We start from the raw sequence: 21,583 nt of genomic DNA on the forward strand, positions 1-21,583 counted from the left end.
AACATTAGATATGCGCACTTCGAGATGGGTTCTCTGGACCTATATTTTTATCATTCTTGCGGGCATCGTCCTCGCGCTCCCCAATGCCTTCACCAAGGCGCAGCTCGATGCCATGCCGAGCTGGTTCCCCAAGAAACAGGTCGCATTGGGCCTCGATCTTCGCGGGGGCTCTTATCTCGTTCTCGAAGTTGATGCCGCCGCTCTGAAGAAAGACCGCGTGCGCGCGATGCTGGATGATGCGCGTGGCCATCTGCGCACGGCGAAAATCCAGCCGCAATCCGTACGTGTCGCCGGTGACAGTGTTGTCATCACTCTTGCCGATCCGGCGCAGCGCGATGCAGCAGTCAATGCGCTACGCGAATTGACAACGCAGGTTGCCCAGGTCGGCTTTGCCGCACCGGTCAGTGATATCGATATCACCACCACGGACAATCAGATCCGGCTGACCCTCACCGAAGCCGGCATGAAGGACAAGCTCGACAACGCCTTGCAGCAGAGCCTTGAAATCGTCCGTCGCCGTGTCGACCAGGTCGGCGTCGCCGAACCTTCCATTCAGCGCGTCGGGTCGGATCGCATCGTCGTCCAGCTGCCGGGCCTGCAGGACCCGAGTCAGCTTCGAGCCCTGCTCGGCAGCACCGCGAAGATGACGTTCCACATGGTCGCAGATCGCAATGCCGACGAGACCCCGCAGCCAGGTGTCACAATCCTGCCTGATGTGAAAGAACCCGGCGTCACCTATCCGGTGGAAGACCGTGTTGCGATCAGTGGTGAACGTCTGACCGACGCTCGCGCCGCCTTCGACCAGCAGACCAACCAGCCGATCATTTCCTTCCGCTTCGACAATGTAGGCGCGCGCCAGTTTGCGGACATCACCAGCCAGAACGTCGGACGCCCCTTCGCCATCGTCCTCGACGGCAAGGTCCTGACGGCCCCGGTCATCCAGGTACCGATCACCGGCGGCTCTGGCCAGATCACCGGCAACTTCACCGTTCAGGATACCGTCACCACCGCCGCACTGCTGCGCGCTGGCGCCCTGCCCGCTCCACTCACCGTCATCGAAGAACGCACGGTCGGTCCGGATCTCGGCGGCGACGTCATCAAGATGGGCTTGTTGACGGGCTTCATCGGCTTTGCGCTGGTGGTGGCCTTTATCTTCATTCTTTACAGCGGCTGGGGCCTCATCGCCAACCTAGCCCTTGCCCTCAATGTGGTCCTGACGTTCGGCATACTCAGCTTGCTCGGAGCAACGCTGACGCTGCCCGGCATCGCCGCTATCATCCTCGGTATCGGTTTTGCGGTCGACGCAAATATCCTTATCAACGAACGTATACGTGAAGAAGCGCGCAAGGGTATCGGTGCAATGGCCGCGGTCGACCGCGGATTCAGGCTTGCCTATTCGACGATCGTCGACGCAAACGCCACTCACCTTATCGCGACGTTCCTGCTCTTCCTGTTCGGTACCGGTCCGGTGCGCGGCTTTGCCATCACCATGATCATCGGTGCGCTCGTCTCGATGTTTACTGCGGTTACGGTTGTCCGCATCATCATGATGGCCATCGTCCGCCGCCGGAAGATGAAGACCATCCACATCGAGCACCTCTTCAAGCTCGTCCCGGAAAACACGAACATCTCGTTCATGAACGCGCGGTTCTTCGGTATCGGTGTTTCGATCTTCCTGTCGATTGCCTCCGTCGTCCTGTTCATCCATCCGGGCCTCAACTATGGTATCGACTTCAAGGGCGGTATCCAGGTCGATGTCACGACTTCGAAGCCAGCTGATCTCGCCACCATGCGCTCCACGCTCGAAGGCCTCGGTCTCGGCGAAGTTGCCCTGCAGCAAGCCGGTGGCGATAACCGGGTGCTGATCCGCGTTCAGCGTCAGGAGGGCGGTGAAACGGCACAGACCGAAGCTGTCACCAAGGTCAAGGCAGCAGTTGAACAGCTTGATCCCGGCGTAAGAATCGAAAGCTCGGAGGTTGTCGGACCGAAGGTAAGTGGAGAATTGGCGCGCTCGGGCATCCTCGCCGTCATCCTCGCCAGCCTCGCCATGCTGCTTTACATATGGTGGCGGTTCGAGTGGCACTTCGCACTTGGTGCAATCGCCACCCTGATACTGGATACGACCAAGACGGTTGGCTTCTTTGCGTTGATGGGGCTCGACTTCAACCTCACGGCCATTGCCGCGCTGCTGACGATCATTGGCTACTCGGTCAACGACAAGGTGGTGGTGTACGATCGTATGCGCGAGAACCTGCGCATCCACAAAAAGATGCCGCTGCGGCAGATCATCGACCTGAGTATCAACCAGACGCTGGCGCGGTGTATCTACACCTCGCTGACAGTCTTCCTCGCCATGCTTCCAATGGCGATCTGGGGGGGCAAGGCCGTTGAGAACTTCGCCCTGCCCATGCTCTTTGGCGTGATCATTGCCACAAGCTCGTCGCTCTTCATCGCGGCGCCGATTCTCCTGCTGCTGGGAACCTGGTGGGAAAAGAACCACGCTCACCGCATCGGCAGTTCCGGCGAAAAGCCACTCGCTCAAAGCTGATGCCAGCATTCATCAGCATCTAACGCTAACTATTTGCGGCGCAGGGGAAAAATCACCTCCCCTGCGCCGCAAATCGAGATAAGCGGTTTGCAAGCCATCCTCGGTAGGCAATACTGGTGCGACAGGAACCTGTCCGCAGAATCACCGACTTTTTCATCAAACGAAGGGGGAGACGCCGACATATGCCTCATGAAACGCCGCTGATTGCGACAATCGTCGTCGGTCTTGTACTGGCCTTCATTTTCGGTGCAATTGCCAATCGTCTGCGTATTCCTCCCCTTGTCGGATATCTCGTTGCCGGAGTTCTCGCTGGCTCCCATACGCCCGGATTTGTCGCCGATCAGGAACTGGCGGCCGAACTTGCGGAAATCGGCGTCATCCTGCTCATGTTCGGTGTCGGGCTGCATTTCTCCCTGAAGGATCTCCTGTCGGTCCGGGCCATCGCGATTCCCGGCGCCATCGTTCAGATCGTCGCAGCAACCCTGCTCGGTGCAGCTCTGGCCTGGGTCCTTGGCTGGAACATGCAGGCCGGTCTGGTGTTCGGCCTCGCTCTCTCGGTCGCCAGTACCGTTGTCCTGTTGCGAGCCATGCAGGAACGCAGGCTGATCGAGACCGAACGCGGACGCATCGCAGTCGGTTGGCTGATCGTCGAGGATCTGGCCATGGTTCTTGCCCTTGTCCTGCTGCCAGCCATCGCCGGCGCCATCAACGGAGGTGGCTCGTCCGAAGGCGCAATACGTGCTGCCAACGATCCCCTCGCCTCTTATTTCAATCTCGGCGTTGGCGGGGTCATTGCTCTGACCTTTGGCAAGGTAGCCGCGTTCGTCGCAGTGATGCTCATCGTCGGCCGCCGGGTCATTCCTTGGACCTTGCACGCAATTGCCCACACCGGATCGCGTGAACTTTTCCGCCTTGCCGTGCTTGCAATTGCCTTGGGTGCTGCGTTCGGAGCGTCCAAGCTCTTCGGCGTCTCCCTGGCACTCGGCGCCTTCTTTGCCGGCATGATCATGAGCGAGTCGGAACTCAGCCATCGAGCCGCAGAAGAGTCGCTGCCTTTGCGTGATGCTTTTGCCGTCCTGTTCTTCGTCTCGGTCGGCATGTTGTTCGATCCGATGACCATCGTCAACGACCCGCTTCCGCTTCTCGCTACCCTCGCAATCATTATCATTGGCAAGTCGCTCGCTGCATTCTTCATCGTTCTCGCCTTCGGTTACCCGACAGGCACGGCCCTCATCATTTCTGCCAGTCTCGCGCAAATTGGCGAGTTCTCCTTCATCCTGGCAGAGCTTGGCGTTGGATTGGGGATGCTACCCGAAGAAGGCCGCGATCTGATCCTCGGCGGCGCCATCCTTTCCATACTCCTCAATCCATTGGTGTTTGCGGCGGTGACCTACCTCAGACCAAGGCTGGAAAAGCGCCTGCCTTCGACTGTCGAGCCCGCAGCCGATACAAATATACCCGCGGTGGAGGAGCCCGACGTTGAAGAGATTCATCCGACGACCCTCACGGATCATGCGGTGCTGATAGGCTACGGCCGGGTAGGCAGTCTCGTCGGCGATGCCTTGAAGGAAATCGGAAAGCCCTTCCTCGTCATTGAAGACGCAGATAAGACCGTGGCGAAACTTCGCGATGAGCATATCGAGACGATCGTCGGTAATGCGGCTAATGGCGATATCCTGGCCGCCGCCAATCTGGCCGGGGCCCGCCAGTTGATCCTTGCCATTCCGAACGCTTTCGAGGCTGGACAAATCGTCGTTAAGGCACGCGCTGCCAATCCCGTCATCAGCATTCTCGCGCGTGCTCACTCGGACGCGGAAGTACAGCATTTGCAGGATCTCGGCGCCGACGCCGTCATCATGGGTGAACGGGAAATCGCGCGCGGTATCGTCGCTCACATTCTCGATCTTGACGAGCCGAAGCCCGAGGGGCCATTGACGGAATGATGACAAGAAAATTTTGATGACCGGAATGACCGCGTAGGAAATGGCATGAAGTTGAAGGATTACGTTTGGCCGGTCATTGGACTGGCCGCCGTCGGGATTTCCGTATGGCTCCTCTACAAGGAGTTGCGGAGCATCTCGCTGGATGACGTGATTCACAGCCTCTATGCAATTCCAACGCACCGCTGGATTTTGGCTGGCCTCTCCACCCTGGCGGCCTACGCTGCACTGGCCGGGTACGACCGCATTGCACTCTTGCATCTTCGCCGGAAGATTTCCTGGCTGTTCATCGCGCTCTGCTCGTTTACAACCTATGCCCTGTCCCACAACATCGGAGCATCTGTCCTTTCGGGGGCCGTTGTGCGTTATCGCGCCTATTCCTCGCAAGGCATGAGCACGCCTGAAATTGCCCTGCTTATTGCATTTTGCTCGTTCACTTTCATGCTCGGGATATTGACGCTCAGCGCTATCGTGTTGTTGGTCGAGCCAGGGTTGCTTCGGCGATTTAACTCCGAGCTGCCGCTCACCTTGAGCTACATTCTCGGATTTGGGTCGCTGATGATCGTGCTACTTTATATTTTCGGCAGCTGGCTTCATTTCAGGCCACTGCGCGTTCGCCGCTTCACGCTGGAGTACCCGCGCCTGTCGGTTGTAGCGCAGCAACTGATCGTTGGACCGCTGGAACTTGTCGGCGCCGCTGCAATCATCTATTTCACCTTGCCCGTCGCGGGAAACCCCGGCTTCCTTGTTATTCTCGGCATTTTCCTGGTCTCATTTTCCGCTGCGCTGATCTCCCACGCCCCGGGTGGGCTTGGAGTGCTGGAACTCGTATTCCTGACCGGCCTGCCCGATATGGATCAAGCGGATGTCCTCGCGGCGCTCATTATTTTCCGTCTGTTTTATCTGCTGATTCCCTTCGCACTATCGCTCCTTGTCGTTCTTTACTTCGAGCGCTCGCAGCTGCTTCTGCGCTGGTACAAAAAAGACGGAGAGACCTGACCCCAATTGGCCTGATTTTACGAAAATCGGGATTCACGCAGGAATATTTTCCAGACATCCTCAAGTTTAGTGTGCTGTTCCTTCATCGATACGCAGCACCAACCTATTTTGGAGCCACATTCAAGATTTTCCCTCTCAGGCAGATTTGTGTGAAAGGAGTTGGTGGCGCCGATGAAGACATTGATCATTCCGGGATATCGCGGATCGGAAAACGGGCACTGGCAGAGGCAGTGGCTGGCAGAAGACGAGACCGCACGTCTCGTCGAACAGGACGACTGGGAAAACCCGGTTCTGTCGCAATGGCTTCATGTGCTGGAGGCGGCCCTTGCTGAAACTCCCGGCGCCATTCTGGTTGCCCATAGCCTGGGATGCGTGCTCGTTTCCCATCTGGCCAGCCGTCCGTCGGCAGCGCATGTCGCGGGCGCTTTGCTGGTGGCACCTGCGGATGCGGAGCGAATGGCGGTTCAGGATCCGAAGTTTCGCAGCTTTGCCCCATTGCCGCGCCACAACCTCGGCTTCCCGTCGATCGTCGCCGCGAGCAGAGACGACCCTCACATGTCGTTCAACAAGGCGCGGGCCTTGGCCGACATCTGGGGCTCGGGCTTTGTCGATATGAAGTATGCCGGGCATATCAACATCGAGAGTGGATTTGGCTCGTGGCCGGAAGCGCGTATCCTCGCAGAGTCAATGCGCCGGCCGCAGGAAGCCTTGCGCACACAGCGGGCAGCGTGAATTTCTGCTGGGCTCGCTTAGAGCCTAGCTTGTCTGTTTCCGCTCCAGAATATATTTCAGCACGAGCGTAACGACCGCAATCAGCGCCAATGTGGATGAAGCAGCGAATGCTCCGGTAACATTGTAATCATTGAAGAGCAGCTCGATCTGCAGTGGCAGCGTGTTCGTCTGGCCCCGAATGGCGCCAGAAACGACGGACACCGCGCCAAACTCGCCCATCACGCGTGCATTGCATAACACTGCGCCATAGAGCAGCGCCCACCGGATATTCGGCAAGGTCACATAGAAGAACGTCTGCAATCCGGTTGCACCGAGTGTGATAGCCGCCTCTTCGTCCTCGCTGCCCTGCGCCTGCATCAGCGGAATGAGCTCACGCGCCACAAACGGGCTTGTCACGAAAAGGCTGACCAGAAAGATCGCCGGCACCGTAAACATGATCTTGATGTCATAGCTGTCGAGCAGAGGTCCGAGCAGGCCCTGGCTACCGTAGAGAAACAGGTAGGTTACCCCGGCGACGATGGGCGATACGGAAAAAGGAATCTCCACGAATGTGATCAATAACCGTCGTCCGGGAAAACGGAATCGTGTGACAAGCCAGGCCACGCAGATACCAAACAGCATATTGATCGGAACGACGACAATGGCTGTCAGAACCGTCAACCAGATCGCATGCAAGGTTGCGGGCTGGGTAATCTGGGAAAAATAGACAGCAACCCCTCCGCGGAACGCATAGGTGAAGATCACCAGCATTGGCACGCCGATGAAGAGGATCGACAAGAAAATGGCTGACGCTATCAACAGCCAATGCACCCGGCGCAACGCTGGCTTACCATGCCGAGGCGACGCTTGGGACGAAATTGCGGGTGCAACGAGATCAGCTGCGTTCTGCATAACGGAGCTGCCAAGCCTGAATGGAATTAGTGATGAAGAGCATGACAAAGGCCGTAACCAGCATCACTGTCGCCAAAGCGGCCGCTGCCGGATAGTCATATTCATCCAGCCGGATAAACACGAGGAGTGACATCACCTCCGTCTCGAAAGGCAAATTGCCGGAAATGAAGACGATGGCACCGAACTCGCCGAGGCTACGTGCAAACGAAAGGCTGCAACCCGCTATGAATGCAGGAAAAATGGCCGGCCAGATGATCCGCGAGAATATCTGCCAATTGCTGGCACCCAACGACCTCGCCGCCTCCTCGACATCCGTTGCAACATCCTCAAGCACCGGCTGTACGGTGCGAATGACAAAGGGAATGCTTGTGAACATCATGGCAAGAGCAATGCCCAGCGGTGCATAGGCGACCTTGATGCCCAGTGGCTCGAGATACTGGCCAAACCAGCCATTGGCTGAGAAAACGGTGACGAGCGCTAGACCAGCAACGGCCGTTGGCAGTGCGAAAGGCAGGTCGACAACGGCATCCAGAAAACGGCGTCCCGGGAAATCATAGCGGACCAGCACCCAGGTCAGAAGCACACCAAACAGTGCATTGAACATTGTTGCCAGCGCTGCCGCGCCCACAGTGATGCGATAGGTTGCGAGGGCGCGCTCCGACGAAATGATGGTCCAGAAATCACCCCATCCGAGATTGACCGATTTGTAGAGCATCGCCAAAAGCGGCAAAGCGACGATGATGACAAAGTAGAGCAAGGTCACACCCAGAGTGAGACCAAAGCCTGGCAAGATTCCGCGGCGACTGAACTTGGAAAACAACGGCATAGGCGGCTTCTAACGTATGTTGCTTTGAACGCAAGCTATGTTGGAAGAAGAACGGCGCGGCCATTGGACCGCGCCATCATCTGCATTCAACCGGAGCAGTTCATCGCTTGGTGAAGACCTTGTCGAGAATAGCGCCCTCGGAGAAATGGTCCTTCGTGACCTTGCTCCAACCGCCAAAAGCATCTTGAACTGTAATCAGCCGGGTTTCAGGGAACTGTGCCGCATATTTTGCCTTCACGGTCTCATCATTCACCCTGTTGAAATTCTGCGCGAGAATGTCCTGCCCTTCCGGAGAATACAGGAATTTAAGATAGCTTTCCGCGATGGCGCGCGAGCCGCGCTTGTCGACAACCTTGTCCACGACAGTCACCGGAAACTCGGCAAGCAGACTGACCGGCGGAACGACCGCCTCATACTTGTCCTCGCCGAGCTGCTTGCGCGTGCCGAGCACTTCCGCCTCGAACGTGATCAGCACATCGCCAATGCCGCGTTCCGCAAACGTCGTGGTCGCAGCGCGGCCGCCAGTGTCGAAGACCGGCACGTTGGCGAAAAGCCTCTTGACGAATTCCTGTGCCTTGGCCTCGTCCTTGTAGGTTTCAAGCGCGTAGGCATAGGCGGCAAGGTAGGTGTAGCGCGCATTGCCGGACGTCTTGGGATTGGGGAAAATGACCTTCACATCGTCACGAACAAGATCGTCCCAGTTCTTGATGTTTTTTGGGTTTCCAGCCCGGACGAGAAATGCCGGCAGGGAATAATAGGGCGAGGAATTGTTCGGGAGGCGTGACTGCCAGTCGGCGGGAATGAAATCGCCCTTGTCGTGCAGCACCTGTACGTCCGTCACCTGATTGAACGTGACGACATCTGCCTCGAGACCCTCAAGGATCGAGCGGGCCTGCTTGGAAGAACCAGCATGCGACTGGTTGACGGTGATGTCCTTGCCCGCCTCTTGCTTGTAGGCCGCCGTGAATGCCTTATCGATCTGTTCGTAGAGCTCGCGGGAGATATCGTAGGAAACGTTGAGAATCTCGGTCGGCTCATCAGCGGCCTTCACCGGCGTCATACTCAACCCCAACGCCACCGCCGCGTACACAAACAGTCTATTCATGGAAATCTCCCAAGCACGCAGACACGGACGTGCTGCCGCATTTCGATCATCGCCCTAGCCGCGCGACTCTGTCGGAAACGCGGACAATTTTTGCGAGAATGACGGCAAAACCCATTGGGCGGAAGAATTTTCTTTCCAATGCATCCGGTAGATTCGAAATAAAATACTTCAAACAACACAAAAAAGAGCAAGCAGCCTGCGGTCAGCAAAGCTGCTTGCTCTCATTGTTTCAACGCGGTCCTAGAGCCGAGGGAGGATGGCTCAAATGTAAATTTCTCTCACCAGAATCCGCGATGCTGCCAGCACCAGAGGAAATCTTCTTCCGTCCAGTTGCGGTGCTTCTTGGCCGAGGCCTCCTCGCTGTCGCGGTTCGCCCGGTTACCTGCAATCCGATCAGCGGGTTCAGCAGTAAAAATTTCCCTCCACAAGCGTTCAGCGCGATTAAAAATGCTTGATACTTCACTGTACATTGCGACCTCCGTAGAACAATCCGGTTGCAGAGTGCAGTTGCCTTGTGGGCCAACCGAAACCTGATGATGACCGCTTGAAATCATTTGTCAACAATCTCTACCAAGTTAATCGTGTATCAGGCAAAGCGCTACAAAGCTGATTTCTGTGCCAGAATCTTAATGAATTATTATTTTTCAGCGCCTTACGCGTTATTTTTAAGACACTTTTCCGCCGCAAAAAAACTCACTTTTTTAACATTTTTACACTAGAAAATGTCACGCGAGGGACTATGACTGCACCACAACGGTAGTCAGGCAGCAAAATGATATCGCAAAAAGCCAAATATGCTCTGCGGGCGCTTGTCGTGCTTGCCAGGGCGGACGCCGAGAAGGCTCTCTTCATCTCGGATATCGCGGAAGAACAAAACATTCCGAAAAAATTCCTGGAACAGATCCTGCTTGACCTGAAGCATCAGGGCATAGTCATGAGCCGCCGTGGCAAGATGGGCGGCTATCTGCTGCTCAAGCCAGCCGAAGACATCACCTTCGGTGAAGTCCTGCGCCTCATTGATGGCCCGATCGCCCCCCTGCCTTGCCTGAGCAAGATCGCCTATCGCCGCTGCGAGGATTGCGAGAGTGAAGAAACCTGCGAAATCCGTCACGTCTTCAACGAGGTAGCGAATGTCACCCGCGGCGTTCTCGACAAGACGACCATCGCCGATTGCCTGGTTTATGGCGACAACAGCAAAATGGCCGCGATGCTGGACAGCTGAGCCGAATACGCCCCTGGCTAGCTAAATACCGCCTTGCCGATAACCGGTGTCGACGGCACCGCCACGTCGCGCGGTTCCAGCATGCCCGCGTGATAGGCCGCGTGCCCCGCTTCTGCTGCCTTGGCGAACGCTCCGGCCATTGCGACTGGATCACCGGCTTTTGCCACGGCGGTATTGAGCAGGATTGCGTCGAACCCAAGCTCCATGACAGTCGCAGCGTGCGACGGGCGGCCAAGCCCCGCGTCGATAATCATCGGAACATTGGGGAAATGGCCGCGCAGCGAACGCAGTGCGTGCAAGTTGAGCGGCCCCATGGCTGACCCGATCGGCGCGCACCACGGCATCAACACTTCGCATCCGGCATCAAGCAGACGCTCCGCAACGGTGAGGTCATCCGTCGTATAGGGAAAAACCTTGAAGCCATCCTCCGTCAGGATGCGCGCGGCCTCGACCAGCGCGAACACGTCTGGCTGCAGCGTGTCATGATTGCCGATGACTTCGAGTTTGATCCAGTCGGTCGCAAATACATCCCTCGCCATCTGTGCCGTGAGAACTGCTTCCTTGACCGTATGGCATCCGGCCGTGTTCGGCAGCACGTGTCTTGCGAGAGACTGGATCATCGACCAGAACTTGTTGCCACTATTCCCGCCCATCATCTCTCGCCGCAGAGATACCGTGATGATTTCCGTGCCGGAGGACTCGATTGCCCCCTCCAGAATTGCCGGTGAAGGATATTGCGCCGTCCCGAGCAGGAGCCGGGAGAATATCTGCTTTTCGTAGAGTTTGAGCATCGCTCAGCCTCCCTGCCGCGGTGTGAGAATCTCGATGCGATCGCCTTCATTCAGACGGCAGGCATGACGTTCCTTTGATCGCACAAGCTCACCATTGAGCGCCGTCGCCAGCCATTCGCCTTCAAACTCCAATTCCCTCAGCAAGGCATCGAGAGATTGCGCAGAGACATCCTGCGTTTTTCCATTGACGATGAGTTTCATCGGATCTCACTCCTTCTCTCGAGGATCGCGGTGGCAGCCTGCACGGCCATCGCCGGCGCCAGCAGAAATCCATGCCGGTATAGTCCGTTCACCGTTATCGTATTTCCTTGGGCAGTGACGCGCGGCAGGTTGTCGGGATAGGCGGGACGTATCCCGGTCCCCGTTTCAACAATCTCTGCCTCGCCGAAGGCCGGGTGCAGACTGTAGGCCGTATTGAGCAGCTCCATCATCGATCGCGCAGTGATCGGACCTGCCGCGTCGCTTTCGATCATGGTCGCGCCAACCATGAAGGTGTGGTCCTGGCGCGGCACGACGTAGACCGGGAAACGCGGGTGAATGAGCCGGATGGGCCGCGATAGCGAGACATCTGCCGTGCGCAGTATGAGCATTTCACCGCGCACCCCGCGCAAATTTTCGTTCGTAACGGAATAGCCGGTGCAATCGATGATATCGTCAAAACCACATTCTGCCGATTGCGACAAGTCCGTTTCAAACGAGACCCCAGCTGCCACCAGCTTCGCCACCAGATTGATCAACACGTGCCTCGGGTCGAGATGTGCCTCCTCCGTGAAGAACAGGCCCTTGCGGAATCGTCCTACAAGATCAGGTTCGAGTGTGGCGATGGCTGTTTCGTCCACCACTTCAAAATGGGATGTGCGCGATCCGAACCGATCGAGTTCCTTGATGTCGCGCGATGCAGCAAGAACCAGTGTACCCTTGCGCGAAACGGACCCGGGCAGCGCCGCTTCCCACCAATCTGCGGCGTTCTGGCCAAGGTCAACGACTGGCTGCTCGGCGCTTTCCCGTTCGCAATACGGCGCGAGCATGCCTCCAGCATACCAGGAAGCTCGCTTGCCTATCTGTGGGTCGACCACCGTGACCTGAACCCCGCGTGACCACAGTTCATGGGCAACAGAGAGGCCGGCAACGCCGGCGCCCCTTACCAGAACGTCCATGATGTCAGGCCCCGTTGTTCAACGGCATATAGAGGTCACCGCCCTCGCGGAACTTCTCGGCCATGGCGGCCATGCCTTCTTTCTGCGCCTCGGCACGGATGTCGTGGGAGATACGCATGGAGCAGAACTTTGGTCCGCACATCGAGCAGAAATGCGCAACCTTGTGCGCTTCCTTCGGCAGGGTTTCGTCGTGATAGAGCCGAGCCGTCTCGGGGTCGAGGGACAGGTTGAACTGATCCTCCCAACGAAACTCGAAACGTGCCCGCGAGAGAGCATCGTCGCGGACCTTTGCCGCCGGATGACCCTTGGCCAGGTCGGCCGCATGAGCCGCAATCTTGTAGGTAATGACTCCGACCTTCACATCGTCACGATTGGGCAGGCCGAGATGCTCCTTCGGCGTCACGTAGCAAAGCATCGCCGTGCCGAACCAGCCGATCATCGCCGCGCCAATGCCAGAGGTAATATGATCATAACCGGGCGCAATATCGGTCGTGAGCGGTCCGAGTGTGTAAAACGGTGCCTCGCCACAAACGGCGAGCTGCTTGTCCATGTTTTCCTTGATCTTGTGCATCGGGACGTGACCCGGGCCTTCGATCATCACCTGGCACTCTTTTGCCCAGGCTATTTGGGTGAGTTCGCCCAGCGTCTCCAGTTCAGCGAATTGCGCCGCATCATTGGCATCGGCGATCGAGCCAGGACGAAGGCCGTCGCCGAGCGAGAAGCTGACGTCATAAGCCCGGCAGATGTCGCAGATCTCCTCAAAATGCTCGTAGAGGAAACTCTCGCGATGATGGTGCAGGCACCACTTGGCCATGATCGAACCGCCGCGGGAGACGATGCCGGTCACGCGGTTTACGGTCAGCGGAATGTAATGCAGGCGCACGCCAGCGTGGATGGTAAAATAATCTACTCCCTGCTCAGCCTGTTCGATCAGCGTATCGCGATAGATTTCCCAAGTCAGATCTTCGGCAATGCCCCCGACCTTCTCCAGCGCTTGATAGAGTGGCACAGTCCCGATCGGCACCGGCGAATTGCGGATGATCCACTCGCGAATATTATGAATGTTGCGGCCGGTGGAGAGGTCCATCACGGTATCCGCCCCCCAGCGTATGGCCCAGACCATCTTTTCCACCTCCTCCGCCATGGAGGACGTGACCGCAGAATTACCGATATTGGCGTTGATCTTGACCAGAAAGTTACGGCCGATGATCATCGGTTCAAGTTCGGGATGATTGATACTGGCCGGTATGATTGCTCTGCCCCGGGCGATCTCCTCGCGAACGAATTCCGGCGTCACATAATCCGGAACCGAAGCGCCGAATGATTCTCCATCGCGGACAGCGGCCGTCCGCGCTGCCTCACGGCCGAGATTTTCCCGGATCGCGACATACTCCATTTCAGGCGTGATGATGCCCGCCCGGGCATAGGCGAGCTGGGTGACGGCTTTGCCCCCCATTGCCTTGAGCGGCTGATTGCGGATGGGAAATTCCGGGGTTAGCCGTTCACCTGTGGCAAAGCCATTATCCGCCGGTGTGCTATGACGCCCTTGATAGGAGCGGGTATCGCCCTGCGACGCAATCCACGCCTCGCGGTGACGCGCCAGGCCCTTGGCGATATCAATCGCCGCCGCGGGATCGCTGTACGGACCGGACGAATCGTACACGGTGACGTTAGGTTCGCCGGCGGTCGGATGCACGGCGATTTCGCGCATCGGCACGCGCAGTACAGGATGTATCCGGCCAGGTTTGTAGATCTTTGTCGATGCAGGCAGCGGACCGGTCGACACCGTCGGAGCCGGAACAGTTGGGGTAATTGCGGTCATCATCAGGTTCCTTTGCAGTTCGTGCGTGGAAACCCAGTTCTGTGCCGGAAGGATGAAAAAAGCTCGCGAATCGGAAATGTGGACCCGGTGCCGAAGCACAATTCACGTAGACTTTTGCACCGTCCCTACGCCAGTATGAACTGGATCAGGTTCAACGGGTCACTGCGCTGCAAAAGCCAGCAGTATCTCAGCCCCTTGTCGGGACCCCCCTGGTGAATAGCCTAGACTGAACCGCACCCGGTCCCATTGTCAAGCGGGTGAATTTCTAGCTACGCGCGAAGCTGTTTCAACGCGCCGGCCCATTTGGTGAGCTCGCTGAGCATGTTCGTTGCGTTTGTCATGATGGCATCATTCGGCTGGAACACGCCTTCATCATTGATGAATTGCTGGTAGGAGTGCACCGGCACGCCCTCCGGGATTGGAACCATGCGCAATCCGGCCATTAATCCCTTGACGGATTCCACCGAACGCAATCCGCCGGACACGCCGCCATAGCTGACCAAGCCGGCGGGCTTGTAGTGCCATTCCTGCCACAGATAGATCATGGCATTGGTCAGTGCTGGCGGGGCGAAGTAATCATATTCCGGCGTGACGAAAACATAGGCATCCGCCGAATCGACAATCTCGCTCCATTTCCTGGTATGGGCATGCTCGTATTTCTTCATGCGCGGATGGTTCGGTTCATCGAAGATCGGCAGGTTGCGATCAGCAAGATCGATCAGAACCGGTTCAAAACGGCCATCCTGTTTGGCAAATTCATTGAACCATTTGGCAACCGCCGGCCCGCCGCGTCCAGGTCGCGTGCTGGCAATGATGATATTGAGCCTGAGTACCATTGGCATGTCTCCATAAGCATGAGTCGTGTTGCCTATGAATAGGAAGGCTATCCCGCACTGCACAAGAAGGCACTTTTTTGATACCGGCCACATCCGGTGTCGGCTGACGAAATGAGACCATCGAGACCTTTTGAGGATTCGGCCCGATGAGGCCGCTGGTGTGGTTTCGAGATCCGGAGCGCCGTGGACTTTCTGGTCAGTGAGCACCGGAAGCGCAGATGGCCATTATCGAAAAGGTCTCTAAAAACGAAACCCGCTCCGGCCGTGGCCGCGCGGGTTCTGTCGCGTTTACAATGACCGAACGGGCCGGTCAGAGATTATCGGTTGTTGAAATCACCGCCGCCATTGCCGTTCGGACGAGGCGTGCGTTCCTTTTTCTTCGGACCAGGCAAAAGACCTTCGCGCTGTGCCTGCTTGCGGGCAGCCTTGCGGGCACGGCTCACGGCCTCAGCTTTTTCACGTACACGGCGCTCGGATGGCTTTTCAAATGCCTGGCGCGCCTTCATTTCGCGGAAGAGTCCCTCCCGCTGCATCTTCTTCTTCAGGACCCGCAGGGCCTGCTCAACATTGTTGTCACGGACGAGAACTTGCAATCGTTTTCCTTACCCATGCTTGCCTCGCCTTGCGAAATCACGATTGATCACAATCAGACAAGCGTTTGAAGAATTGCCCCTGCGGCAATCCGGAGAAGCGCGGACTTTATTCATTTCCGCGCCAAAAATCCAGTGTACCCGGGCGATTTACTCGGGCTTTCCTGCTGTCAGGCCGGTTATTTGCATTCCCGACCTGACATATTCGACGTTTGATGCGCAAGAACCGCTCGTTGGTCCTGCGCAGAGAGAATCACAGCGCTGCCGTAATGATGATCTCAACCTTGTACTCCGGCGTTGCGAGCTTGGCCTCGCCGGTTGCACGCGCCGGTGTGTTAACCGGATCGACCCATGCGTCCCAGACGGCATTCATCTCGCCAAAGTCCTTCATATCGTCGAGCCAGATGATGGCCTGCAACAACTTGGACTTGTCGGTGCCGGCTTCCTTCAGCAAGCGATCGACGGCCACCAGGACATCCTTGGTCTGCTCCGTAACGCTCTTGCCTGGACCGCCGACCTGACCGGCGAGATAGACAGTGTTGCCATGGATAACCGCCTGGCTCATGCGCGGACCAACTTCAATGCGACGAATGCTCATGGAAAATCTCCTCTAGCGATTGCGGTCAGGTTGGCACCTGCCTTGCATGCATGAAAAAAGGGCCATACGGCCCTTTTTTCAAAAGAATGGTGGGCACAGTAGGGATCGAACCTACGACCCGCTGATTAAGAGTCAGCTGCTCTACCAACTGAGCTATGTGCCCGTCAGCCGCTTTGACGACCGAAAGTGAGGGCTCTATAACGGGGCAACTCTTGCCTGTCCAGCCCTTCTTGAAAACTTTATGACGGCTGCGCACAACTGTGGCCTTAGACAAATAGCTGACCCTCGGCAATCTTGATCGCCGCCCCGCCGATACGTCCGCCTGTCAGCTTCTGGTCAACGATATCAAGTTCCAGACGTAGGCTAGATGGCCTCCCCATCTCATGTCCCTGCTCGATGACGAGCCGCACCACACCGTCAAGCGGTTCGTCGAAGGCATGAATAGCGCCGGCAAAAGCAGCCGTGGCAGATCCCGTTGCCGGATCTTCATATGTCCCGTCATCGTTGACAAACATGCGCGAATGAAAGTGGCTGTCATGCAGGATCGTTTCGCGGCAATAGCAATAGACCGGCAGCTGGCGATGGCCGATTGTCGGGGCCACATCCTTCATCGCAATCTGGTTGATTCTGATACGTCCTGCCGCCTCGAGTCCATGGATCGGCACCAAGAGATATGGCACTCCCGCGTCCCATATGCTTGGAACATGGTTCTCAAAGCCGATCTCCCTCGGCTCGAGACGCAATGCGTTGGCGATGGCGATCTTGTCGTATTTGTAAGGAATGGTTTTGGGCAGGCGCGGAAGATCGAATTCGGCAAAAGCACCGTCTGCACTCAGCTTTACGCCGCAGCGCACCGGCCCAACCTGCTCTTCCAGAATGAACAAGGCATCCTGATCATCTTCGACGGCGCCGAAGCGGCGTTGTGCAAGCGCAACCGCTGTTCCGACCGTCGGATGGCCAGCAAACGGCATTTCATAGTCGGGCGTGAAAATACGTGCCCAAGCCGTATGTGCCGGGTTTTTCGCAGGCAGCACGAAAACCGTTTCGGACAGGTTGAACTCCCGGGCAATCCGCTGCATGGCCAGATCATCGAGACCCACTGCATCATGCACGATAGCCAAAGGATTTCCGGTCAGCACCTTGTCGGTGAAGACGTCATAGACCTCATAGTTGCGACCGCGCATCTGCATTGCTCCCCAGTTGGCGTCGGGAGAAAATAGAACAAGGCATCATACGTGCAAGACAAACCTTGTGACGGTGACATTCAGCCCTGCGTAAAATGCCAGTCGGCAAATGTCCGGAACGTATCAGGCGTCGTCTCGCCCATTTCTCCTGCAGCGGAAATCGCCGTGACATCATCAAGCTCGGAATCCGCCTCGGCAACAATATGGCTCCGGATGCGCTCAATCAATTCATTCGCAGGAACATCAAAATAGTGCCGCCGAAACAGCGCAATGCTGCGGCTGGCAGTGACAAGATGAATATATTCGTCCCGCGTACGCGCTTCCGACAGCCTGACGCCGGTTTCCTCCTCGACTTCACGCAGCATATTACCATCAATATCGACGTATTCATCCACAACATCGTTCTCGTCATACGAACCGGCCGGAAAGTAGATGCGCCCTGCTGCTGCCGTAGAAGCCGCCATGCGGCCCGCAATGAGTTTGTTGTCGTTCGACACGATCACGCCGACACCAAAGATGTGCCACGGTTTGTTGCCGGTCGCATTGGCCTTCCAGTGCATCATCGTGGCAAAGCGGGTCCGGTGATATCTTGCCTCGAACGCTTGATTTATCACATCGGCCTGCTCGGCCATGAAGAACGGCCCGTTGAACAGCGCGGGATTGACACTTGTCTCGTCGGCCCAACGCATAGCAATATCGGCAGTGTTTTGCAGCTCGTAGCGAAGTGGAGCGCTGTCAATCCGCACAACCGCGCTCGTTAGCGAGACCACCGTTTTCTCAGCAATATTCTGCATCGCTTATACCATGTTCAACGTAACAGTGACCGGGCAATGATCACTCGCCTTGGGGCGATCCCAGCCAGTCCGCGGGAAGAGTTCTACCTCTTGCTTGGGCGGAAATATGGTCCGGTGCGGCTGACCGCGGCGGATAATATCCGGTATCGCATCGGCGTTGCTCCGCGCCAATGCCGGCGACGCCAATATATAGTCAAGCTGGCAGAGGTGCCTCTCCTCGGGCCCGCGCGTATGATACAGCGTCCAGCGGTCCATGACCGGCCGCCGCTCCACCAGGTTCTCGCAAAAACCATCTTTCAGCAGGATGTCGAGGCAGCTCAATGGCTCGCTGACCGGTTCGAATGTAAATCCGGCAAGGGAATCGCCGCCAATGATGATCCTTTCGCGGTAGTCATTGAAGTCACCGCAGACCACCCAGCGCTTGTCCGCCGAGCCACCGCTCTGAGCAAATTTGTCCTCGATGATCCGCCGGACCGCCTTTGCTTCCGCCATCCGGACAGGCATCGTCGAAGCACGTCCATCCAGGCCGTTGCGCGGCGAACCCATTGACTTGAAATGACTGACAAACAGCGTTAGAGGCTTCCCTCCGATCCGCACGTCGATCTCTAGGCAATCGCGCTTGAACACGCGCTCATGCGGCTCGATGCCGAGCAGTGCAAGCTCAGGATCATAAATGCCAAAATCGGTATAGGTGACATGGGCATGGCTGGTCATCTGGACGAATTCGATCGGCTCGCCATACCGCGTCTGGTCCCGCATCAGCACCGCCACATCGATGCCGCGGCTATCGTTCCCCTCGACCATGTATTTGTGCCGGTAGCCCTCCCCGACCATCTTGAACAGATAGCCGAACTCGAAGGCGTTGAGTGCGCCGATATTATCGACCTCCTGCAGACAGAGGATATCCGCGTGGGTCTCGGCAATAGCCAGGGCTGTCAGCTGGCGTGTATCATCGGCATGGGCGATTGTCCGTGCCTGCTCCAGCTGCCGGTATTGCTGCTCGTCCACGATCTGGAAGAGCTGCAATGTCCGGTCCTTGTTGAGATTGTTCCTGAATCCTGAGAAGTCGAAACGGTTCATCAGATTTTCGACGTTGAAGGTAGCGATACGAACGGACATGCGGAACTCGAGGTTGAAACTTTTTTCCGGAAGCAACGTGGCTCCGCCATGGACCCTAGCCTCATTGGTGGCCTGCTACCAGTGGCGAACAGCTGAACAAACTCTTATATGCATTGGGTGACATATTGTGGTGGGACAACCAATGAAAGCCTTGAAAATCATTATCGCAACCCTCGGCCTTCTGGTGACAACGCAACTCGCGGGCGTCTCGGCCCAGGAAATCCAGATGTACCGTCCGGCGCCGCGCGGTCTGGACGCCATCCCGATCAAACCCCTCATTCTCCGCAATAACTCGCCGGCCAATCCTGCTTCACCCGATTGCACCGGTACATCCCGCTGTAAAGACTTCCGCGTTCGCAGGCCCATCGGTCCGTCGGGACTTCCGCAGACAGGACGCACGCAGACAGAACGCTGTCAGGCGCGTTATCAATCATACCGCGCCTTCGACAATACATACCAGCCCTTGAACGGCCCGCGTCGCCGCTGCCTCCTGTAGCGGGTTGCAAAATCTCAAGACATTGCAATTCGTCCGTCTACCAGATGGATTTGCCGATCCATGCGCGCGGCCAAATCGACGTCGTGTGTAACGGCGACAACGGTTTTGCCGTGTTCGCGAACAAGCGTTTCGAGGATATGAAAGACCTGCTCGGAGTTCTTGGTGTCGAGACTGCCGGTTGGCTCGTCGGCGAGCACGATTGGCGGATCGTTGGCAAGGGATCGCGCCACCGCAACACGCTGCCGCTGACCGCCGGACAATTGGTCTGGCCGCTTATCGAGATGACCTTCCAGGCCCAGCGATACCAGCAATGCCGTAGCGCGATCATGCATCTGCGTCCGGGACAATTTCCCGAGTTTTCGCATCGGTATCTCGACATTCTCGCGCGCCGTGAACTCGGGCAGGAGAAAGTGAAACTGGAAGACGAAGCCGAGCATGGCGAGGCGCGTCCGGGCGCGTTCCGTTTCGCCCATTGGCCCCGTATCTTTTCCATCAATTGTCAAAGTGCCAGTTGTTGGATGATCGAGGAGACCGAGCAAATAGAGTAGTGAGGATTTGCCCGAACCTGAGGGGCCCGTGACGGCAACGAACTCCTTCTCCTTGATCGACAAAGACACGTCCTTGACCAGTGTTACCGGTACGGTCTCTGGAAGAATCCGCGTGAGATTTTCAGCCTGTATCAGCACAGTCATGTCGCCCCCCGGATAATATCGACGGGATTGAGCTTCGCCGCGCGGCGGGCCGGCAGATAACCCGCAACTGCGGCCGAAGCGAGAGCGAATGCCGCGGCGAGGAGATAGTGAAGGAAACTCCAGGCAATCGGCAGCCTGGTCATTTCCTGTCCCGTGGCGGCCAGCTCAAAACGCACCTGTGCCAGCGCATAGACAAGCAGAAATCCCAGAACCCACCCGGCGGCGGACCCGGCAGTGCCGATAGCGACACCCTCAAGAAGAAACAGCCTCCGCATATCATGCTCCCGAAATCCCAAGGATTTCAGAATTGCGATATCACGCGCCTTTTCATGGGTGATCGTGGAAATGATGTTGAAAATGCCAAAACCGGCGACGAGCATAATGGCAGCAACCACGGTGTACATGATGATATTGCGCACGACGAGCGCCTCGAGGATTGCCTCGTTGGCTTCCTGCCAGGCGACAGCCTTGTATCCCAGCTCGGCTTCCGCGCGGTGCGCAACCGTTGGGGCGGCATTCGGATCGTTCAGCTTGATCCGGATTTCATTGATGGCATTTGCCCGCTCGCTCAGGACCTGCGCGTTCTTCAGAAGAACATAGGCCTCACCTTCGTCACGCGCCGTGGTGCCGGTATGAAACAGCCCGACAATCTTGAAATTGCGGGATAATCCGATCGATGACACCGCCGTGATTGTATCACCAAGCCCTGCTCCGAGCCGCGCCGCCATGGTGTCGCCGATCAGGACATTGTTTCCGCCGGCTTTAAGACTAGCAAAACTACCCTCCCTGAAATCATCGACGATAGGCGAGACGCCCTGTTCGATTTCCGGATCGACACCAATGATCGTGGCCCCGACGTCACGGCTTGAATAACGAATGATGCCTTGTGTCTTGAGGCTTTGCGCCAGGCGCCCGGGGACCCATCCATTCAGCCACGTCAGCGCGGCTGTTGGATTGATGATACCCCGGCGATCCTCCCGAGGACGGAGCCCCGAGATAACAGCCGTATCGAACACCTCTTCCGCCGGTTGGCGTGGCGGCGTCCGATGCTCATCGGTTATCTGCACATGCGGCATGGTGTTGATGAGCTGCTCGACAAAATCGTCCTGACCGCCTTGCATCAGCGCCGCCATGGCGACGGAAAAGCCGACGCCCACAGCAACGCCAATGATTGCAACGAGGGTTTGCCGGCCACGGCCGGCAATGTGCGTGATAGCGAGATCAAGAATGAGCCGCACGTC

General features: G+C 57.2%; 22 protein-coding genes, 1 tRNA gene and 1 riboswitch. Of the genes, 6 read left to right on the top strand and 17 right to left on the bottom strand.

Annotation, left to right across the window (positions count from 1 at the left end):
* The first annotated feature begins 10 nt into the window (after window positions 1-10).
* From secD to CU102_RS06245, 4 genes are all read left to right on the top strand, one after another.
* Complete coding sequence (gene secD / locus CU102_RS06230) at window positions 11-2,548, top strand: protein translocase subunit SecD (RefSeq protein WP_106710155.1); 2,538 nt, start codon at window positions 11-13, stop codon at window positions 2,546-2,548.
* A gap of 182 nt (window positions 2,549-2,730) precedes the next feature.
* The gene (ybaL, locus tag CU102_RS06235; RefSeq protein WP_106710156.1) at window positions 2,731-4,491 is read left to right on the top strand and encodes a YbaL family putative K(+) efflux transporter; all 1,761 of its coding nucleotides are present in this window, start codon (window positions 2,731-2,733) and stop codon (window positions 4,489-4,491) included.
* Between the two features lie 45 nt (window positions 4,492-4,536).
* Complete coding sequence (locus CU102_RS06240) at window positions 4,537-5,487, top strand: lysylphosphatidylglycerol synthase domain-containing protein (RefSeq protein WP_106710157.1); 951 nt, start codon at window positions 4,537-4,539, stop codon at window positions 5,485-5,487.
* Between the two features lie 171 nt (window positions 5,488-5,658).
* The gene (locus CU102_RS06245) at window positions 5,659-6,219 is read left to right on the top strand and encodes an RBBP9/YdeN family alpha/beta hydrolase (RefSeq protein ID WP_106710158.1); all 561 of its coding nucleotides are present in this window, start codon (window positions 5,659-5,661) and stop codon (window positions 6,217-6,219) included.
* Between the two features lie 24 nt (window positions 6,220-6,243).
* Here CU102_RS06245 and cysW read toward each other — a convergent pair whose 3' ends face one another.
* The 4 genes from cysW to CU102_RS06265 form a co-directional block, all read right to left on the bottom strand.
* Window positions 6,244-7,110, bottom strand: a complete 867-nt coding sequence (cysW, locus tag CU102_RS06250; RefSeq protein WP_106710159.1) for a sulfate ABC transporter permease subunit CysW — start codon at window positions 7,108-7,110, stop codon at window positions 6,244-6,246.
* On the bottom strand, window positions 7,094-7,936 hold the full coding sequence (gene cysT / locus CU102_RS06255) for a sulfate ABC transporter permease subunit CysT (RefSeq protein ID WP_106710160.1): 843 nt from the start codon (window positions 7,934-7,936) through the stop codon (window positions 7,094-7,096). Before cysT ends, cysW begins: the two co-directional genes overlap by 17 nt.
* A gap of 100 nt (window positions 7,937-8,036) precedes the next feature.
* Window positions 8,037-9,041 (bottom strand): sulfate ABC transporter substrate-binding protein, encoded by a 1,005-nt coding sequence (locus CU102_RS06260; protein ID WP_106710161.1) that lies wholly within the window; start codon window positions 9,039-9,041, stop codon window positions 8,037-8,039.
* Between the two features lie 278 nt (window positions 9,042-9,319).
* The gene (locus CU102_RS06265) at window positions 9,320-9,511 is read right to left on the bottom strand and encodes a hypothetical protein (RefSeq protein WP_106710162.1); all 192 of its coding nucleotides are present in this window, start codon (window positions 9,509-9,511) and stop codon (window positions 9,320-9,322) included.
* Between the two features lie 302 nt (window positions 9,512-9,813).
* On the opposite strand from CU102_RS06265, the gene CU102_RS06270 reads away from it, so the two are divergent.
* Complete coding sequence (locus CU102_RS06270) at window positions 9,814-10,263, top strand: RrF2 family transcriptional regulator (protein WP_106710163.1); 450 nt, start codon at window positions 9,814-9,816, stop codon at window positions 10,261-10,263.
* Window positions 10,264-10,280: 17 nt separating this feature from the next.
* On the opposite strand, the gene CU102_RS06275 is transcribed toward CU102_RS06270, so the two are convergent.
* The 11 genes from CU102_RS06275 to CU102_RS06325 form a co-directional block, all read right to left on the bottom strand.
* Complete coding sequence (locus CU102_RS06275) at window positions 10,281-11,054, bottom strand: thiazole synthase (protein WP_106710164.1); 774 nt, start codon at window positions 11,052-11,054, stop codon at window positions 10,281-10,283.
* A 3-nt stretch (window positions 11,055-11,057) separates the two neighbouring features.
* The gene (gene thiS / locus CU102_RS06280) at window positions 11,058-11,255 is read right to left on the bottom strand and encodes a sulfur carrier protein ThiS (RefSeq protein WP_106710165.1); all 198 of its coding nucleotides are present in this window, start codon (window positions 11,253-11,255) and stop codon (window positions 11,058-11,060) included.
* A complete protein-coding gene (gene thiO / locus CU102_RS06285; RefSeq protein WP_106710166.1) occupies window positions 11,252-12,211 on the bottom strand; it encodes a glycine oxidase ThiO in 960 nt (319 codons plus the stop codon). Before thiO ends, thiS begins: the two co-directional genes overlap by 4 nt.
* 4 nt (window positions 12,212-12,215) lie before the next feature.
* Window positions 12,216-14,033 (bottom strand): phosphomethylpyrimidine synthase ThiC, encoded by a 1,818-nt coding sequence (gene thiC / locus CU102_RS06290; RefSeq protein ID WP_106710335.1) that lies wholly within the window; start codon window positions 14,031-14,033, stop codon window positions 12,216-12,218.
* Between the two features lie 104 nt (window positions 14,034-14,137).
* Window positions 14,138-14,254, bottom strand: a riboswitch (TPP riboswitch).
* Window positions 14,255-14,302: 48 nt separating this feature from the next.
* On the bottom strand, window positions 14,303-14,869 hold the full coding sequence (locus CU102_RS06295; protein ID WP_106710167.1) for an NADPH-dependent FMN reductase: 567 nt from the start codon (window positions 14,867-14,869) through the stop codon (window positions 14,303-14,305).
* Between the two features lie 317 nt (window positions 14,870-15,186).
* Window positions 15,187-15,462 carry a 30S ribosomal protein S21 gene (gene rpsU, locus CU102_RS06300; protein WP_106710168.1) on the bottom strand — a complete coding sequence of 92 codons (276 nt, stop codon included), beginning with the start codon at window positions 15,460-15,462 and terminating at the stop codon, window positions 15,187-15,189.
* A 250-nt stretch (window positions 15,463-15,712) separates the two neighbouring features.
* On the bottom strand, window positions 15,713-16,057 hold the full coding sequence (locus CU102_RS06305) for a RidA family protein (RefSeq protein ID WP_106710169.1): 345 nt from the start codon (window positions 16,055-16,057) through the stop codon (window positions 15,713-15,715).
* Between the two features lie 87 nt (window positions 16,058-16,144).
* Window positions 16,145-16,220 (bottom strand) — tRNA-Lys (locus CU102_RS06310).
* Window positions 16,221-16,323: 103 nt separating this feature from the next.
* The gene (locus CU102_RS06315; RefSeq protein ID WP_106710337.1) at window positions 16,324-17,241 is read right to left on the bottom strand and encodes a PhzF family phenazine biosynthesis protein; all 918 of its coding nucleotides are present in this window, start codon (window positions 17,239-17,241) and stop codon (window positions 16,324-16,326) included.
* Between the two features lie 80 nt (window positions 17,242-17,321).
* Entirely contained in the window at window positions 17,322-18,035 is a 714-nt protein-coding gene (locus CU102_RS06320; protein WP_106710170.1) for an NUDIX hydrolase, read from the bottom strand.
* Window positions 18,036-18,038: 3 nt separating this feature from the next.
* Window positions 18,039-19,154: an endonuclease/exonuclease/phosphatase family protein gene (locus CU102_RS06325; RefSeq protein ID WP_106710339.1), complete on the bottom strand. Its 1,116-nt coding sequence runs from the start codon at window positions 19,152-19,154 to the stop codon at window positions 18,039-18,041.
* Window positions 19,155-19,296: 142 nt separating this feature from the next.
* On the opposite strand from CU102_RS06325, the gene CU102_RS30285 reads away from it, so the two are divergent.
* Window positions 19,297-19,650 (top strand): BA14K family protein, encoded by a 354-nt coding sequence (locus tag CU102_RS30285; protein WP_245425240.1) that lies wholly within the window; start codon window positions 19,297-19,299, stop codon window positions 19,648-19,650.
* A gap of 14 nt (window positions 19,651-19,664) precedes the next feature.
* Here the strand turns inward: CU102_RS30285 and CU102_RS06335 are convergent, their stop codons facing one another.
* Window positions 19,665-20,342 carry an ABC transporter ATP-binding protein gene (locus CU102_RS06335; protein ID WP_106710171.1) on the bottom strand — a complete coding sequence of 226 codons (678 nt, stop codon included), beginning with the start codon at window positions 20,340-20,342 and terminating at the stop codon, window positions 19,665-19,667.
* Complete coding sequence (locus tag CU102_RS06340) at window positions 20,339-21,580, bottom strand: ABC transporter permease (RefSeq protein ID WP_106710172.1); 1,242 nt, start codon at window positions 21,578-21,580, stop codon at window positions 20,339-20,341. The genes CU102_RS06335 and CU102_RS06340 overlap by 4 nt, the downstream gene beginning before the upstream one ends.
* Window positions 21,581-21,583: the final 3 nt, after the last annotated feature.

The organism is Phyllobacterium brassicacearum, from assembly GCF_003010955.1.
GTDB classification, from domain to species: domain Bacteria; phylum Pseudomonadota; class Alphaproteobacteria; order Rhizobiales; family Rhizobiaceae; genus Phyllobacterium; species Phyllobacterium brassicacearum.